Below are 16,434 nucleotides of genomic sequence, written 5' to 3' on the forward strand. Positions count from 1 at the left end.
CCGGCCAGGTCATGCCCCGCGGCTGCGGAGACAATCGCTCCCATGTCCCTTGAAGAAGCCGTTTTCCCGCACCACCGCTTTCTGCGCGGCCAGCCATGGTTTGCCGCCCTGCCCGCCGACACCCAGACCCGACTGCTGGAGCGCACCCTCACGCTGTCGGGCCGCAAAGGCGAGGTCATGCTGGCGGCGGGTTCGCCGGTCAAGGGCTGGTATGCCGTGTTGTCGGGGCTGGTCAAGCTGCAAAGCACCTCCTGCACCGGTCGGGTGTCGGCTTTTCTCGGGGTGCCGGACGGCGAGTGGTTTGGCGAGGGCTCGGTCCTGAAAACCGAGCCGCGCCGTTATGACGTGATTGCCCTGCGCGACACCTTGCTGCTGTGCCTGCCGCGCGCCCAGTTCGATGAATTGCTGGCCCACAGCCTGCCCTTCAACCACTTCCTGGTGGCGCACCTGAACCGGCGCCTGGGCCAGGCCATGACCATCATCGAGGCGGAACGCCTGCGCTCCCCCGAGCAGCGTGTGGCCCTGTACCTGACCCGCGTGTTCTGGCAGGGCCGGCGCCGGCTGGTGCTGTCGCAGGAAGAACTCGGCCACCTGGCCGGGCTGTCGCGGCAGACGGTCAACCGCGCCCTCAAGACGCTGGAGCAAGAAGGCCTGGTGTCGCTGGAGTTTGGCCGCGTCGCCATGCTCGACGAACAGGCCCTCGCCGCGTATGCGGTCCGGCCCGAGGGATAAGGCCCCCACGGTCGCTCACTGCGTGCAGCTCCCGGCCCCCCGAGGGGGCCGCTGCGCCTGCGGCCCGGCAAAGCCGGTTCCGCGGCCCCGGCTGGTCTGGATCGAAGTCCAAGTTCGCGCAATTCCGCTCGCCCTGAGCTTGTCGAAGGATGCCCCGACGCGGCTTTAACCCCACCAGCACGGGGCTGCTTGTGCCATAGGACAATGATCTCATGAACTCTGTCATCGGCGAGCCGCTTGCTGCGATTCCGGGCCTGAAATGGGCCAACCGCTTTGCCCAATTGGGTACGGATTTTTACACCGACCGCCTTCCCAGCCCCCTGCCTGCCCCGTATTGGGTCAGCCGCAACCAGGCCCTGGCCCGCGAGTTGGGTCTGGACCAGGCCTGGTTTGAATCGCAGGAAGCGCTGGCGCTGTTCACCGGCAACCAGCTAGCCCAGGGCTTGCAGCCGCTGGCCAGCGTCTACAGCGGCCACCAGTTCGGCCAGTGGGCCGGTCAGCTCGGTGACGGCCGCGCCATCCTGCTGGGCGAGATTGCCACCCCCGGCGGGCCGCAGGAAGTGCAGCTCAAGGGCGCCGGCATGACGCCTTACTCCCGCATGGGTGATGGTCGCGCCGTGCTGCGCAGCTCGATCCGCGAGTATCTCTGCTCCGAGGCCATGCACGGCCTGGGCATCCCGACCACACGCGCCCTGTGTGTCACCGGGTCTGACGCCAGGGTCCGCCGGGAGGAGATCGAAACGGCTGCCGTGGTGACACGCACCTCGCCGAGTTTCATCCGCTTCGGGCACTTCGAGCATTTCAGCTACAGCGACCAACACGCGCAGCTCAAGGTGCTGGCCGATTTCGTGATCGACCACTTTTACCCCGCCTGCCGCGAGAGCAGCCAGCCGTATGCCGCCCTGCTGCAGGCCGTCAGCGAACGCACCGCCCGCCTGATGGCGGCCTGGCAGGCCACCGGCTTTTGCCACGGCGTGATGAACACCGACAACATGAGCATCCTGGGCCTGACCATCGACTATGGCCCTTTCCAGTTCCTCGATGCGTTTGACCCCGGCCACGTCTGCAACCACTCGGACACCCAGGGCCGCTACGCCTACAACAAGCAGCCGAACATTGCCTACTGGAACCTGTTTTGCCTGGGGCAGGCCCTGCTGCCGCTGATCGAGGTGCAGGACCAGGCACTGGCCGCGCTGGAGTCCTACAAGACCGTGTTTCCCGAGGCGCTCGAGGCCCGCATGCGCGCCAAGCTGGGCCTGCCGGATGCCCGGCCGGAAGACAAGGCGCTGATCGAAGCCACCTTCAAGCTGCTGGCCGCGGACAAGGTCGACTACACCATCTTCTGGCGCCGCCTGTGCCATTTCGGCACGCCGCCGGGGCAGGAAGCGGTGCGCGACCTGTTTCTGGACCGGGCCGGCTTCGATGCCTGGGCGCTACAGTATTCAGAGCGCCTGGCGCACGCAGATATTGGGCCGGCGGCTGATTTGATGCTGAAGACCAATCCGAAATATGTGTTGCGCAACCATCTCGGCGAACAGGCGATCCAGGCCGCGAAACTAAAAGATTTTTCCGGGGTCAACACCTTGCTGACCCTGCTTCAGGCCCCATTTGAAGAACACCCGGAGCACGACAGCCATGCCGGTTTTCCGCCCGACTGGGCGGCCTCCATAGAAATCAGCTGCAGTTCGTAAGCAGACTCAAGAAGTCATTTCAAAAGGTAAAGCCATGCCCCCGAAGATCCAGAAAACCGATGCCGAGTGGCAAGCCCTGCTCGCCGCCAAAGGGGCCGAACCCGGCGCTTTCCAGGTGACGCGCCAGGCGGCCACCGAACGCGCCTTCACCGGCAAGTACGACAAGAATTTTGCACCGGGCACTTACCGCTGCATCTGCTGCGACGCCGAACTGTTCGACGCCTCGTCCAAGTTTGACGCGGGCTGCGGCTGGCCCAGCTTCTCGCAGGAAGTGCGGGAAGGCGCGATCGAAGAACATGTGGACCGCGCCTACGGCATGACCCGCACCGAAACCGTCTGCGCCAACTGCGGCGCCCACCTGGGCCATGTGTTCCCGGATGGCCCCACACCCACCGGCCTGCGCTACTGCATGAACTCCGCCTCGCTGGATTTCAAGCCTGAATAGCTTGTTGGCCCCCACGTTCGCTCACTTTGTGTGCTCTCTGCCCCCCGAGGGGGCGCTGCGTCTGCGGTCTGGCGAAGCCAGTCCCGCGGTCCCTGCTTGCAGGTCGGTGGCCATAAAGTCAAGCCAGCTCTTTTTGTTACTTTTTGCTCCGCGATAATCAGTCCATGAAAATTCTGTTCGATTTCCTGCCCATTGTTCTTTTCTTCGGCATGTTCAAGTACGCCGAGGCCAACACCGCCTGGTCGGCCCAGACGGCGACCGACTGGCTCGGCTTCATGGTCTCCGGCGGCGTGGTGGGCATCGCCGAGGCGCCGGTGCTGCTGGCGACGGTGGTGGTGATCCTGGCCACCCTGGGGCAGATCCTCTGGCTGGTGGCACGCGGCCGCAAGATAGACACCATGCTCTGGGTCAGCCTGGGGCTGGTGACCCTGCTCGGCGGTGCCACGATTTATTTCCACAGCGACAGCTTCATCAAGTGGAAGCCCACCGTGCTCTACTGGGTCATGGGTGGCGCACTGCTGGTCGGGCAGCTGGTGTTCGGCAAAAACGGCATCCAGTCGCTGATGGGCGCGCAGATGACCCTGCCCGATGCGGTCTGGCGCAAGGTCAACTACAGCTGGATCGCGTTTTTCGCGGTCATGGGTGTGCTCAACCTGTGGGTGGCGTTTAACTTCCCGACGGCCACCTGGGTTAACTTCAAGCTGTTCGGCGGCCTGGGCCTGATGCTGGTTTTTGTGCTGGCGCAGGCGGTTTTCCTGAACAAACACGTCAAGACCGAGCCATGATGCCCTCCACCCCATCTACCCCCTCCACCGTCCTGCCCGTCCACGCGGCCCGGATCGAGGAACAGCTGCGTCAGCGCCTGAGCCCGAGCCTGCTGGAAGTAATCGACGAAAGCGCGGCGCATGCCGGCCACGCCGGCGCCAATGCCCAGGGTTTCGGCAGCCATTTCCGCGTGCGGATTGCGAGCCCCGCCTTCGCGGGCAAGAGCCGCGTCGCGTGCCACCGGCTTGTGTATGATGCACTGCAAAATTTCATTGATCAGGGCCTGCACGCGCTGGCCATTGAAATCCTTCCAACCTCCTGATTTTCGGCCCACGCCTACAGCGGCGCCGTTCTTCCATCAACGACTACCCAAGGAACCCCATGAAAAAGCAAGTCTTACTGGCAAGCGCCCTCACCGGCCTGATGGCGCTGGGCGCATCGGGTGCCTTTGCCCAGAACATTGCCATCGTCAACGGCAAGGCCGTGCCCAAGGCCCGCGTTGACGCGCTGGCGCAGCAGCTGGCACGCTCCGGCCGTCCGGTCACCCCCGAAATGCAGGGCCAGATCAAGGAAGAAGTCATCGCCCGCGAAGTGTTCATGCAGGAAGCCGAGAAACGCGGACTGTCGGCCGGCGACGACTTCAAGACGCAGATGGAACTGGCCCGCCAGGCCATCCTGATCCGCGAGCTGTTCGCCGATTTCCAGAAGAAAAACCCGGTGACCGATGCCGAGCTCAAGGGCGAGTACGACAAGTTTGTTGCAGCCAACGGCGGCAAGGAATACAAGGCGCGCCACATCCTGGTGGAAAAGGAAGACGAAGCCAAAGCCATCATTGCCAGCCTGAAAAAAGGCGGCAAGTTTGAAGACATCGCCAAGAAGTCCTCCAAGGACGCCGGCTCTGGCGCCAACGGCGGCGACCTGGACTGGGCCAACCCGAGCAGCTATGTGCCCGAGTTCGCCGAAGCCATGACCAAGATGAACAAAGGCCAGCTGACGGACGTGCCGGTGAAAACCCAGTTCGGCTACCACGTGATCCGCGTCGACGACATCCGCACCGCCCAGCTGCCACCGTTTGAAGAACTCAAGCCGCAGATCGCGCAGCAGATGCAACAGCAAAAACTCGGCGCCTTCCAGCAAGGGCTGCGCGAAAAGGCCAAGGTCGAGTGATCGCCGTGGCGGGTTGAAAAGCCTGTTGCATCAAAAAAAAAAAGCGGCTCTTGAGCCGCTTTTTTGTTCTTCAAACCCTGGACCGCGTGAGTTTCCCGGTTGCCGAACGCCGTCACCGCCCTGTTTCTGGCGGACAGGCTCGAGGTGGCCGCCGCGCTGGCACGCCACGGGGTTGAAGGCTCGGCGGTGGCGCCCGCCGCGCGCCGAGTCCCGGCGGGTGGGCTGAGCGTAGAAGACCCCGCTTGATGCCGCTCAAGTGCGGCCCGGTTTTCGCTGACGGTCACCGGGCCTGCCAGCCCGGCCTGTGATAGATTGAAACCGTAGGACCGGCCGCTCCGGACGCTTGCGCCATGGGAGTCACGGTCCTGTGTGTCCAACAGCATCGCGTCTGGAGGTCTACATGTGGTCAGTCCCTGTGTTGTCGGGCCTTTTTTCTCTCACCATGCGCCGGCTTGAGTGCATGCGTTTCAGGGTGGGGCTGGCCGGCGCGCTCGCCGCTGTCCTGCTTTGCGGCTACACCCTGTCGCAGGCGGCGGCTGCCCCGGTGTTGGTGCTGGAAGTGCGCGATGCCATCGGTCCGGCCAGCGCCGACTACCTGATTCGTGGCATCGGGAAAGCAAAGGACGCGGCTGCGCCGCTGGTGGTGATCCGGCTGGACACGCCGGGCGGCCTGGACACTTCCATGCGGCAGATCATCCAGGCCATTCTTGCATCGCCCGTGCCGGTTGCGGTGTATGTCAGTCCCGAGGGCGCACGCGCCGCCAGTGCCGGCACCTATATCCTGTACGCCGCCCACATCGCCGCCATGGCGCCGGCCACCACATTGGGCGCGGCCACGCCGGTGGCCATCGGCATGCCAGGCATGGACCGCAAGCCGCCCGCAGAGCGCAGGAGCGACAGCCCGGACCAGGGCGGGCGCGACAAGGCGAACGGTAAAAGAGCCGACCCGCCGCCTGTGGACATGGCCGACGTCATGACCGCCAAGCAGGTTCACGATGCATCGGCCTTTATCCGCGGGCTGGCCCAGCAGCGCGGGCGCAATGCCGAATGGGCCGAGCGTGCGGTGCGCGAGGCGGTCAGCCTGACGTCCGCGGAGGCGCTGCGGGAGAAGGTGATTGACGTGGTCGCCAGGGATGTGCCTGACCTGCTGGCGCAAATTGACGGCCGCACAGTCCGCGTGCCGACGGGCGATGTCAGGCTCGCCACGCGGGGACTGGGCCAGCAGGTCGTGTTGCCTGACTGGCGGCAGCGGCTGCTGTCGGTGATTGCCAACCCGAGCTTTGCGCTGATCCTGCTGATGATAGGCATCTACGGCCTGATGTTCGAGTTCTCGTCGCCGGGCTTCGGCGTGGCCGGGGTGACCGGCGCCATCTGCCTGTTGCTGGCGCTGTTTGCGCTGCAGATGCTGCCGGTCAACTATGCCGGGCTGGCGCTGATTTTGCTGGGCATGGCGCTGTTTGCCGCGGAACTCCTGACACCGGCGTTTGGCGTGCTTGGCGTGGGCGGCGCTGTCGCCTTCATCGCCGGTGGGCTGCTGCTGTTCGACCGCGATGTTCCGGGCCTGGGCCTGCCGCTGCCGCTCATCTTCGGGCTGACCGCCAGTTCTGCCGCGTTGGTGCTGCTGGGTGGCGGCATGGCCCTGCGCGCGCGGCGCCGTCCTGTGGTCAGTGGGCAGGAACAAATGGTAGGCGCGACCGCGCAGGTGCTGGCCGTCGGCGAAGACGGCGCCTGGGCCCTGGTCCATGGCGAACGCTGGAAGGTGCAGGGGCCTCAAGCCTTGCGGCCGGGGCAACGGGTCCGCGTGGTGGCGGTCAACGGCCTGACGCTGGAAGTGCGCCCCGACGATTTGGCAGAGATGTAACCCTGAAAGGAGAACGTCATCATGTTCTGGGACTTCAACTTGGGACTCGGCAGTGTGTTGTTGCCGCTGCTGCTGCTGCTTGCCTTCAGCTCGTTTCGCGTGCTGCGCGAATACCAGCGCGGCGTGGTTTTCCAGCTGGGGCGTTTCTGGCGCGTCAAGGGCCCGGGGCTGGTGCTGGTGATTCCAGGCATCCAGCAGATGGTGCGCGTTGACCTGCGGGTGGTGACCATGGACGTGCCGCCGCAAGACGTGATCTCGCGCGACAACGTCTCGGTCAAGGTCAATGCCGTGGTTTTTTTTCGCGTGGTCGATCCGCAGAAGGCCATCATCCAGGTGGAAGACTACCTGATGGCCACCAGCCAGCTGGCGCAGACGACGTTGCGCGTGGTGCTGGGCAAACATGAACTCGACGAAATGCTGGCCGAACGGGAACGGCTGAACCTGGACGTGCAGCAGATCCTGGACGCGCAGACCGACGCCTGGGGCATCAAGGTCACCAATGTGGAAATCAAACACATCGACCTGAACGAATCCATGGTGCGCGCCATCGCGCGCCAGGCTGAAGCGGAACGCGAACGCCGCGCCAAGGTCATCCACGCCGAGGGGGAAAAGCAAGCCGCGGTGGCGCTGCTGGAGGCCGCGCAGATGCTGGCGCAGCAGCCCGAAGCGATGCAGCTGCGTTACCTGCAGACCATGACGCAGGTGGCCGGCGACCGCGCGTCCACCATTGTTTTTCCGCTGCCGATGGATTTGCTGGCACGGGTGCTCGACAAGGGCAAACCCGGGGCTGGGGCCTCTTAATCCCCCGGTGCTGGCACCGGCGACTGCCAAGTGAAGCTGCCGCGGTAGGCATGCCAGCTCGCGTGGCCCAGCCAGGGGCCGACCAGCAGCAGACCCAGCGCCCAGGGCAGCAGCATGGCCCCGAGGACCAGCAGCACGATCAACGCGCCCCAGACCAGCATGGGGCCGGTGCGCCCCGCCACCACCTGGATGCTGGCGATACCAGCGGTGATGGCATCGGTGTCGCGGTCCAGGATCATCGGGATGGACACCACGCAGGTGGAAAACACCAGGCCGGCGAAAATGCCGCCGACCACGGTGTACACCGCGATGAATTGCCAGTTCTGGGGATTGAAAATGGCCTTCAACACGCCGGCCGTGCTCGGCATGCCGGTGTTGAAGAACACGGCGAACACCACCAGCGAGGCGCGGCCCCACAGCAGCTCGAGCAGCATCACCACCAGCACCAGCATGCCCATGCTGCCCAGGTGGCTGTCCCAGCAGGTCAGCGAGGCGCCCAGGCTTTGCGGCAGCCCCTGCTCGCGCCGCCGGCTGGCCTCATACAGCCCCATGGCCAGGAAGGGGCCGACCAGAAAGCAGCCCGACACAAAGGACATGGTGTACTGCGGCAGGTTGCGGAACACCGCGCCCAGCACCACGGCCATGAGCCAGAAACAGATGCCATAAAACAGGGCAATGCCGCGCGCCACCATCAGGTCGTGCCAGCCGGCGCGCAGCCAGCGCAGGGGGTCGCCCAGCCGCAGCGGCTGCAACACGCGCACCTGCGGCGCTGACGGCGCGACAAGGGCGGTGGTGGTGGACTCGGGGGGATGGGCAGAGGCGTTCATGCGGCATTGAACCGCGTGCACCGCCTCCGCGCATCAGGACCAACCCGGGGCGAACCTGGTGCGGCCGGTCTGACTGCTATCTTTTAAATAGCTATCAGCGCATGTTTAACAAGGGTTACAGGCCTATTTGACCCATTTCCTGGCGTTGTGCCAGAGCTGCATCCAGGCGCTGCGGGCGTTGATGTCCTGGTCGGTCCAGCTCATTTGCACATTGCGGAAAACGCGTTCGGGGTGCGGCATCATCGCCGTGAAGCGGCCGTCGGCGGTGGTCACCGCGGTCAGGCCACCGGCGCTGCCGTTGGGGTTGGCCGGATAGGCTTCGGTCGGCTGGCCGTGGTGGTCGGTGAAACGCATGGCCGCAATGACACTGGAGGCATCGCCACGGTAGGCAAAGTTCGCATACCCCTCGCCATGCGCCACGGCAATCGGCAGGCGGCTGCCGGCCATGCCTTGGAGGAAGAGACTCGGCGAAGGCAGCACTTCGACCAGGCTCAAACGGGCTTCGAAACGCTCGCTGCGGTTGGTGGTGAAACGCGGCCAAGCCTCGGCGCCCGGAATGATGTCGGCCAGCTCGGCAAACATCTGGCAGCCGTTGCACACGCCCAGGCCAAAGGTGTCGGTGCGTGCGAAAAACGCCTGGAACTGGTCCGACAGCGCCGGGTTGAAGGTGATGGAGCGGGCCCAGCCGATGCCGGCGCCCAGGGTGTCGCCGTAGCTGAAACCGCCGCACGCGACCACGCCGGTGAAGTCGGCCAGTTGCGCACGGCCGCTCTGCAGGTCGGTCATGTGCACATCGCAGGCCTCGAAGCCGGCCTGGGTGAAGACGTAGGCCATTTCCACATGCGAATTGACGCCCTGCTCGCGCAGCACCGCGACCCGGGGCCGCGACAGGTTCAGCGCCGGCGCCTGCGGCGGCTTGGCCGGGTCGAATGTCAGGTGCACGTGCAGGCCGGGATCGGCCGGATCGCCGGCCGCCGCGTGTTCGGCATCGGCGCAGGCGGGGTTGTCGCGCTGCTGGTTGATCTTCCAGCTCACGGCGTCCCAGACCTGGTGCAGGTCCTGCAGCTTCGCGCTGAAGACGGCCTTGGTGTCGCGCCAGACCTGGATCTCGCCCTTGCCCAACTCGAGCGAGGCATGCTGCGGCCGGGTCTTGCCGATGAAGTGGCTGAATTTCGACAGGCCGTGTTCGCGCAGCGTCTGCATCACCGCATTGCGCGCTTCGGTCCGCACCTGGATCACGACGCCCAGCTCTTCGTTGAACAGCGCCTTGAGCGTGAGCTCCTCCCGGCGCGCGCCGACCTGCGACGCCCAGTTCTTGCTGTCGCCGGTGTCCATGCGGCTGTCGGAAATGCCGTCGCCTTCGAGCAGCAGCATGTCGATGTTGAGCGAAACGCCCACATGGCCGGCAAAAGCCATTTCGCAGACGGTGGCCAACAGGCCGCCGTCGCTGCGGTCGTGGTAGGCCAGCACCTGCCCCTGGGCGCGCAAGGCATTGATGGCGTGGACCAGGTTCACCAGGTCCTGCGGGTCGTCGAGGTCCGGCACCGCGCCGTCTTCGAGTTCCAGCGCCTGCGCCAGGATGGAGCCGCCCATGCGGGACTGCCCCTTGCCCAGGTCGATCAGGATCAAGGTGCTGTCGGCCTCCGCTGCGTCGAGCTGCGGCGTCAGCGTGCCGCGCACGTCCGGGAGGGTCGCGAAGGCACTCACGATCAGCGACACCGGCGAGGTGACCTTTTTGCTGGCGCCATCGTCGCTCCAAACCGTACGCATGGACAGCGAATCCTTGCCGACCGGAATCGACACGCCCAGCGCCGGGCACAACTCCATGCCGACCGCCTTGACGGTTTCATACAGCGCGGCGTCCTGGCCGGGTTCGCCGCAGGCAGCCATCCAGTTGGCCGAGAGTTTGACGCGTGGCAGCTCGATCGGCGCGGCCAGCAGGTTGGTGATGGCCTCGGCAACCGCCATGCGGCCGGAAGCCGCCGCATTGACGATCGCCAGCGGCGTGCGTTCACCCATGCTCATAGCTTCGCCGGCAAAACCCTGGTAATCGGCCAGGGTCACGGCGCAGTCGGCCACCGGCACCTGCCAGGGGCCGACCATCTGGTCGCGGTGTGTCAGGCCGCCGACGGTGCGGTCGCCGATGGTGATCAGGAAACGTTTGGAGGCCACGGTCGGGTGGCTCAGGACGGCGATCACGCTTTGCTGCAGGTCCACGCCGGTCAGGGCCAGGGGCTTGATCTCGTGGCGAACCGATGTCACGTCGCGGTGCATCTTGGGCGGCTTGCCGAGCAGCACGTTCATCGGCATGTCCACCGGGGGGGCGGCATCCTTGTCGGACAGCACCAGTTGTTTCTCTTCGGTGGCGACACCAATCACGGCAAACGGGCAACGCTCGCGCTCGCAAAAAGCCTGGAACTGCGGCAGCGATTCCGGCGCAATCGCCATCACATAACGCTCCTGGCTTTCGTTGCTCCAGATTTCCTTGGGCGACAGGCCACTTTCCTCCAGCGGCACCGCACGCAGATCAAAACGAGCACCGCGCCCGGCGTCGTTGACGAGTTCGGGAAAGGCGTTGGACAGGCCGCCGGCGCCCACGTCGTGGATCGCCAGAATCGGGTTGGCGCTGCCGAGCTGGGCGCACTGGTTGATGACTTCCTGGGCTCGCCGCTCGATCTCCGGGTTGCCGCGCTGCACCGAGTCGAAGTCGAGTTGCGCCGCATTGGCGCCCGAGGCCATGGAACTGGCCGCGCTGCCGCCCATGCCGATACGCATGCCGGGGCCGCCCAGCTGGATCAGCAGGGTGCCGGCCGGGAACAGGATTTTCTTCGTGAGGCCGGCGTCAATCGTGCCGACGCCGCCGGCGATCATGATGGGCTTGTGGTAACCCCAGCGCTGGCCGCCCACGGTCTGCTCATACTCGCGGAAGTAGCCGGCCAGGTTGGGCCGACCGAACTCATTATTGAAGGCCGCGCCGCCCAGCGGGCCCTCGGTCATGATCTGCAGCGGGCTGGCGATATGCTCCGGCTTGCCATACCCCTCACCCTCGCCGGCAAACAGGCGGGACACGGTGAAGCCGGTCAGGCCGGCCTTGGGTTTGGAGCCGCGCCCGGTCGCGCCTTCGTCGCGGATTTCACCACCGGCTCCCGTCGAGGCGCCGGGGAACGGGGAAATCGCCGTCGGGTGGTTGTGCGTCTCCACCTTCATCAGCACATGGGTTAAGACGTCATCGGTGGCGCTATAACTTTGATAGCTTGTAGCACCCGACCCTTCTGGGCTGGAGGCCGATTTGGCATAAAAACGCTGGACCGGCAGGCCTTCCATGACCGAAGCGTTGTCCGAATAGGCCACCACCGTGTGTTGCGGGTTGAGCTTTTCGGTGTTGCGGATCATGCCGAACAGGCTCAGGTTCTGGGCCACGCCGTCGATGGTGAAATCGGCATTGAAAATCTTGTGGCGGCAGTGCTCGCTGTTGGCCTGGGCGAACATCATGAGTTCGACATCGGTCGGGTTGCGCTTGAGCTGGGTGAAAGCGGTCACCAGGTAGTCGATTTCGTCCACAGCCAGCGCCAGGCCGAATTCCGTATTGGCGGCTTCCAGCGCAGCCTTGCCGCCGGTCAGCACGTCAATGGTCTGCAGCGGCGCGCCCTGCAGCTCGGTGAACAGGCCGGCGGCCTGTGCCCGGTCCGTCATCACGCTTTCCGTCATGCGGTCGTGCAGCAAGGCGGCGACCTGGTCGCGCTGGGCATCACTGAGGGCCGTTTTGCTGAAAAAGCCCGACTTGAGGGTCAGCCGGTATTCGGTGATGCGTTCGATGCGCTTGATGGCCAGCCCGCAGTTGTGGGCAATGTCGGTGGCCTTGGACGCCCAGGGCGAGACCGTGCCGAAACGCGGCGTGACGATGAAAAGCAGCGCTTCATCCCCCTTGGGGGTGCCGGCAATGCGCTCCGGGCAGGGATCGCCGTAAGTCAGCAGCGCCGCGAGCCGGCTTTTGAGCGCGGCGTCGGGCGGCGCCCCGGTGGCGACCAGGTGCACGAAGCAGGCGCTGATGCCCGCAATCCTGCCCTCGATGGCTTGCAGGCGCGGCAGGAGTTGCTGGACGCGAAAGTCGCTCAGGGCGTTGATCCCCTGGGGTTCGCCCTCGAAAGTCGTCAGATGCAGGGTCACGGTGGCGGTGGCCTTGTAGTGGGAGGTGGGCAGCTCACAAGCTGTTTTGGGGTTTAACACCGCCTGCAGGCGCAGAGGGCTGGAGGAGTCGCGTCAACCCGCAATTTTATCAGTGAGTCGGCGCCGGGCCGCGACCAGCCGAGCCCGCCAGAGACCCGGCGGGGAGGGGTGCCATGCAGGGCCGGTGTGGCAGTGGGATAATCACCGCATGAGTATTACGTACAAAGACGCAGCCGGCATCGAGGGCATGCGGGTCGCCTGCAAACTGGCTTCCGAGGTGCTGGACTACCTGACGCCCTTCGTGAAGGCCGGGGTCACCACCCGGGAAATCGACAAGCTTGCCAACGACTACATGGTCAATGTGCAGGGCACCGTGTCGGCCACGCTGGGTTACCAGCCGCCCGGTTACCCGCCCTACCCGGCCTCGCTGTGCACCTCGCTGAACCACGTGGTCTGCCATGGCATTCCCAATGACAAGCCCCTGAAAAAGGGCGACATCATGAACATCGATGTCACCGTCATCACCAAGGACGGCTGGTTCGGCGACAACAGCCGCATGTACCTGATTGGCGACGTCTCGATTGCGGCCCGGCGCCTGTGCCATGTCACCTACGAAGCCATGTGGCACGGCATCATGCGCGTCAAACCCGGCGCCCGGCTCGGCGACATCGGCCATGCGATCCAGACCTTTGCGGAAAAACAGGGCTTCACCATCGTGCGCGAGTTCTGCGGCCACGGCATCGGCAAGCGTTTCCACGAAGAGCCGCAGGTGCTGCATTACGGCCGGCCCGGCACGCTCGAAGAGCTCAAGCCCGGCATGACCTTCACGATCGAGCCCATGATCAACGCCGGCAAGCGCGACATCAAGGACGGCCCCGAAAAAGACGGCTGGACCATCGTGACGCGCGACCACTCGCTGTCGGCGCAGTGGGAGCACACGATCCTGGTGACCGAAACCGGCTACGAAGTGCTGACGCTGTCGGCCGGCAGCCCGGCCATCCCGGACTTTGTGCCACAGTCGGCGCCGCAGGCGGCCACGGCGAAGGCCGAGACCCCCTCGACCGCCGACTCGGCCGCCTGAGTCGGCTCTCCGCCCCGCGCCATCCTGCGCCCACAGCGCCTGCTGCCCATGCTTTCCGCGCTGCCTCCCGTTTCGTTGCCCCCCACCGAACCGGCCCAGTTGCGCGAGCAGTACAAGGCCGGCAAAAATGCACTGCTGACCTCGCTGGCCGGCAGCGGCGCGTCCACACGCGGCATCCGCAGCCTGCTGCGCAAGCTGGCCCGGCACACCGACGACACCTTGCGCCAGCTCTGGCAACGCGCCGGATTCCCGGCCGACTTCTGCCTGGTGGCGGTCGGCGGGTTTGGTCGGGGTGAGCTGTTTCCGCATTCCGATGTCGACGTGCTGCTGCTGCTGCCCGACGACGCCCGGGTGGACAGCGATGCGGCGCTGAAGTCCCGGATCGAGCACTTCATCGGCAGTTGCTGGGACACGGGGCTGGAGATCGGCTCCAGCGTGCGCTCGGTCGGCGACTGTGTCGAGGAAGCCGCCAAGGACGTGACGGTGCAGACCTCGCTGCTTGAAGCGCGCCTGCTGGCGGGCTCCAGAAGCATGTTTGCCGACCTGCTGACGCAACTCGAAGGCGTGCTGGACCCGCAGGCCTTTTTCGTGGCCAAGACGCTGGAGCAGCGCCAGCGCCACAACAAGTTTGAAGACACGCCCTACTCCCTGGAGCCCAACTGCAAGGAGTCCCCGGGCGGCCTGCGCGACCTGCAGGTCATCCTCTGGGTGGCGCGCGCGGCGGGGTTGGGCAAGTCCTGGGACGACCTGGCGCGCAATGGGCTGGCCACGGCCTTCGAGGTCCGCCAGATCAAGGCCAACGAAGCCCTGCTGAGCCTGATACGTGCCCGCCTGCACCTGCTGGCCGGCCGGCGCGAGGACCGCCTGGTGTTCGACCTGCAGACCGTGGTGGCCGAGTCCTTCGGTTATGCGACGGTGACCCACAGCGACACCGGACGCGTGGTTTCGCGTGCGAGCGAAGCCCTGATGAAGCGCTTTTACTGGACCGCCAAGGCGGTGACCCAGCTCAACCAGATTCTGCTGCTCAACATCGAGGAGCGGCTCCACCCCAGCGGGCAGGCGCCGCAGCCGATCAACGAACGCTTCCTGAACAAGGCCGGCATGATCGAGGTGGCCAGCGACGACCTCTACCTGACCAACCCGCACGCCATCCTCGAGACCTTTCTGGTCTACCAGACCACGGTGGGCGTCAAGGGCCTGTCGGCCCGCACCCTGCGCGCGCTGTACAACGCACGCGGCGTGATGGACGCGCGCTTCAGGCGCGACCCGGTCAACCGCGACACCTTCCGCCGCATCCTGCAGCAGCCTACCGGCATTACCCACGCGATGCGCCTGATGAACCAGACCTCGGTGCTGGGCCGCTACCTGTGGGTGTTCCGCCAGATCGTCGGGCAGATGCAGCACGACCTGTTCCACGTTTACACGGTGGACCAGCACATCCTGATGGTGCTGCGCAATGTGCGGCGCTTTTTCATGGCCGAACACGCGCACGAATACCCGGCGTGTTCGCAACTGGCCGCCGGCTGGGACAAGCCCTGGATCCTGTACGTCGCGGCCCTGTTCCACGACATTGCCAAGGGCCGCGGCGGCGACCATTCCGAGCTCGGCCGCAAGGACGTGCGGGTGTTTTGCCGGCAGCACGGCATTGCCACCGAAGACGCCAAACTGATCGAGTTCCTGGTCGGCGAACACCTGACCATGAGCCGCATTGCCCAGAAGGAAGACCTCAGCGATCCGCAGGTCATCGCCGGTTTTGCCAAACGCGTCGGCAACGAGCGCTACCTGACCGCGCTTTACCTGCTCACGGTGGCCGACATCCGCGGCACCAGCCCCAAGGTGTGGAATGCCTGGAAAGGCAAGCTGCTCGAAGACCTCTACCGCTACACGCTGCGGGTGCTGGGCGGGCGGGCGCCCGATGCGGACGCCGAGGTCGAGGCCCGCAAACGCGAGGCCCTGACCATCCTGGCCCTGCATGCCGAACCCTTCGAGGCGCACAAGGCCCTGTGGGACTCGCTGGACGTCAGTTATTTCATGCGCCATGAGGCCGGCGACATTGCCTGGCATGCGCGCCACCTGTCACGCCATGTGGGCACGGCCAAATGTATTGTGCGGGCGCGCCGCTCGGCCGCTGGTGAAGGCCTGCAGGTGCTGGTGTACACGCCTGACGCGCCCGACCTGTTTGCCCGCATCTGCGGTTATTTCGAGGAAGCCGGTTTCAGCATTCTGGACGCCAAGATCCACACGGCCAAGCCCGCCAAAGGCTCTCCCGGTTACGCGCTGGACACCTTCCAGGTGGTCAGCCCGACACTGGCCGACCACTACCGCGAACTCGTGGCCATGGTCGAAGCCGAACTGGCCCGGGCCATTGAAGAAAACGGCCCGCTGCCGCCGCCGGGCAAAGGCCGGGTGTCGCGCCGCGTCAAGAGCTTCCCGGTCACGCCGCGCGTGGACCTGCGGCCCGACGAAAAAGCCCAGCGCTGGCTGCTCAGCGTCTCGGCCAGCGACCGCGTCGGCCTGCTGTATTCGATCGCCCGCGTGCTGGCCCGCCACCGGATCAACCTGCAACTGGCCAAGGTCACCACCCTGGGTGAACGGGTGGAAGACACCTTCCTGATCGACGGGCCGGAGCTGCAGCACAACAAGGCGCAGATCGCCATCGAGACCGAACTGCTCGAAGCCCTCGCGGCCTGAACGCCAGCCGCCACCGGCCGGGGACCGGTCGCTCCCCGTCAGTTCGCAGGCTCAAAAAAATATATTTACTTATTTAAATCAATAAGTTAAACGGCTTTCTTGATGTTACACATGATCACTGTTTGAGGCTTGTGATGGGCTGCCAGAAGCAGACAATGAACGAACTGCGGATTGGCAACCAGGAAGAAATGGCGGCCGGTCCGGCC

12 protein-coding genes are annotated in these 16,434 nt (G+C 65.3%); 10 read left to right on the forward strand and 2 right to left on the reverse strand.

Annotation, left to right across the window (positions count from 1 at the left end; genetic code table 11):
* The first annotated feature begins 42 nt into the window (after window positions 1-42).
* The 8 genes from B7G53_RS01045 (at window position 43) to B7G53_RS01080 (ending at window position 7,462) form a co-directional block, all read left to right on the forward strand.
* Window positions 43-732, forward strand: a complete 690-nt coding sequence (locus tag B7G53_RS01045; RefSeq protein ID WP_096662410.1) for a Crp/Fnr family transcriptional regulator — start codon at window positions 43-45, stop codon at window positions 730-732.
* 212 nt (window positions 733-944) lie between these two features.
* Entirely contained in the window at window positions 945-2,423 is a 1,479-nt protein-coding gene (locus B7G53_RS01050) for a protein adenylyltransferase SelO (RefSeq protein WP_096662411.1), read from the forward strand.
* A 34-nt stretch (window positions 2,424-2,457) separates the two neighbouring features.
* A complete protein-coding gene (msrB, locus tag B7G53_RS01055) occupies window positions 2,458-2,868 on the forward strand; it encodes a peptide-methionine (R)-S-oxide reductase MsrB (protein WP_096662412.1) in 411 nt (136 codons plus the stop codon).
* A gap of 164 nt (window positions 2,869-3,032) precedes the next feature.
* Window positions 3,033-3,653, forward strand: a complete 621-nt coding sequence (locus B7G53_RS01060) for a septation protein A (protein ID WP_096662413.1) — start codon at window positions 3,033-3,035, stop codon at window positions 3,651-3,653.
* Entirely contained in the window at window positions 3,653-3,955 is a 303-nt protein-coding gene (locus B7G53_RS01065; RefSeq protein ID WP_096662835.1) for a BolA family protein, read from the forward strand. The genes B7G53_RS01060 and B7G53_RS01065 overlap by 1 nt, the downstream gene beginning before the upstream one ends.
* A gap of 59 nt (window positions 3,956-4,014) precedes the next feature.
* Window positions 4,015-4,800, forward strand: coding sequence for a peptidylprolyl isomerase (locus B7G53_RS01070; protein WP_096662414.1), 786 nt, complete (start codon window positions 4,015-4,017; stop codon window positions 4,798-4,800).
* A gap of 442 nt (window positions 4,801-5,242) precedes the next feature.
* Entirely contained in the window at window positions 5,243-6,661 is a 1,419-nt protein-coding gene (locus B7G53_RS01075; protein WP_096662838.1) for an NfeD family protein, read from the forward strand.
* A gap of 21 nt (window positions 6,662-6,682) precedes the next feature.
* Window positions 6,683-7,462 (forward strand): slipin family protein, encoded by a 780-nt coding sequence (locus B7G53_RS01080; protein WP_096662415.1) that lies wholly within the window; start codon window positions 6,683-6,685, stop codon window positions 7,460-7,462.
* On the opposite strand, the gene B7G53_RS01085 is transcribed toward B7G53_RS01080, so the two are convergent.
* Complete coding sequence (locus B7G53_RS01085) at window positions 7,459-8,289, reverse strand: DUF2189 domain-containing protein (RefSeq protein WP_096662416.1); 831 nt, start codon at window positions 8,287-8,289, stop codon at window positions 7,459-7,461. The two genes, B7G53_RS01080 and B7G53_RS01085, sit on opposite strands and share 4 nt — an antisense overlap.
* Window positions 8,290-8,412: 123 nt before the next feature.
* On the reverse strand, window positions 8,413-12,456 hold the full coding sequence (purL, locus tag B7G53_RS01090) for a phosphoribosylformylglycinamidine synthase (protein ID WP_096662841.1): 4,044 nt from the start codon (window positions 12,454-12,456) through the stop codon (window positions 8,413-8,415).
* 208 nt (window positions 12,457-12,664) lie between these two features.
* On the opposite strand from purL, the gene map reads away from it, so the two are divergent.
* Together map and B7G53_RS01100 are read left to right on the forward strand one after the other, a co-directional pair.
* The gene (map, locus tag B7G53_RS01095) at window positions 12,665-13,537 is read left to right on the forward strand and encodes a type I methionyl aminopeptidase (RefSeq protein WP_096662417.1); all 873 of its coding nucleotides are present in this window, start codon (window positions 12,665-12,667) and stop codon (window positions 13,535-13,537) included.
* Between the two features lie 48 nt (window positions 13,538-13,585).
* On the forward strand, window positions 13,586-16,228 hold the full coding sequence (locus tag B7G53_RS01100) for a [protein-PII] uridylyltransferase (RefSeq protein WP_096662418.1): 2,643 nt from the start codon (window positions 13,586-13,588) through the stop codon (window positions 16,226-16,228).
* Window positions 16,229-16,434 lie beyond the last annotated feature (206 nt).

This window comes from Polaromonas sp. AET17H-212, assembly GCF_002379085.1.
Taxonomy (GTDB): Bacteria; Pseudomonadota; Gammaproteobacteria; order Burkholderiales; family Burkholderiaceae_C; genus Polaromonas.

Coding starts and splice junctions, on each gene's coding strand:
- B7G53_RS01045 (WP_096662410.1), top strand. CDS start 43: ATGTCCCTTGAAGAAGCCGTTTTCCCGCACCACCGCTTTCTGCGCGGC.
- B7G53_RS01050 (WP_096662411.1), top strand. CDS start 945: ATGAACTCTGTCATCGGCGAGCCGCTTGCTGCGATTCCGGGCCTGAAA.
- msrB (WP_096662412.1), top strand. CDS start 2,458: ATGCCCCCGAAGATCCAGAAAACCGATGCCGAGTGGCAAGCCCTGCTC.
- B7G53_RS01060 (WP_096662413.1), top strand. CDS start 3,033: ATGAAAATTCTGTTCGATTTCCTGCCCATTGTTCTTTTCTTCGGCATG.
- B7G53_RS01065 (WP_096662835.1), top strand. CDS start 3,653: ATGCCCTCCACCCCATCTACCCCCTCCACCGTCCTGCCCGTCCACGCG.
- B7G53_RS01070 (WP_096662414.1), top strand. CDS start 4,015: ATGAAAAAGCAAGTCTTACTGGCAAGCGCCCTCACCGGCCTGATGGCG.
- B7G53_RS01075 (WP_096662838.1), top strand. CDS start 5,243: ATGCGCCGGCTTGAGTGCATGCGTTTCAGGGTGGGGCTGGCCGGCGCG.
- B7G53_RS01080 (WP_096662415.1), top strand. CDS start 6,683: ATGTTCTGGGACTTCAACTTGGGACTCGGCAGTGTGTTGTTGCCGCTG.
- B7G53_RS01085 (WP_096662416.1), bottom strand. CDS start 8,289: ATGAACGCCTCTGCCCATCCCCCCGAGTCCACCACCACCGCCCTTGTC.
- map (WP_096662417.1), top strand. CDS start 12,665: ATGAGTATTACGTACAAAGACGCAGCCGGCATCGAGGGCATGCGGGTC.
- B7G53_RS01100 (WP_096662418.1), top strand. CDS start 13,586: ATGCTTTCCGCGCTGCCTCCCGTTTCGTTGCCCCCCACCGAACCGGCC.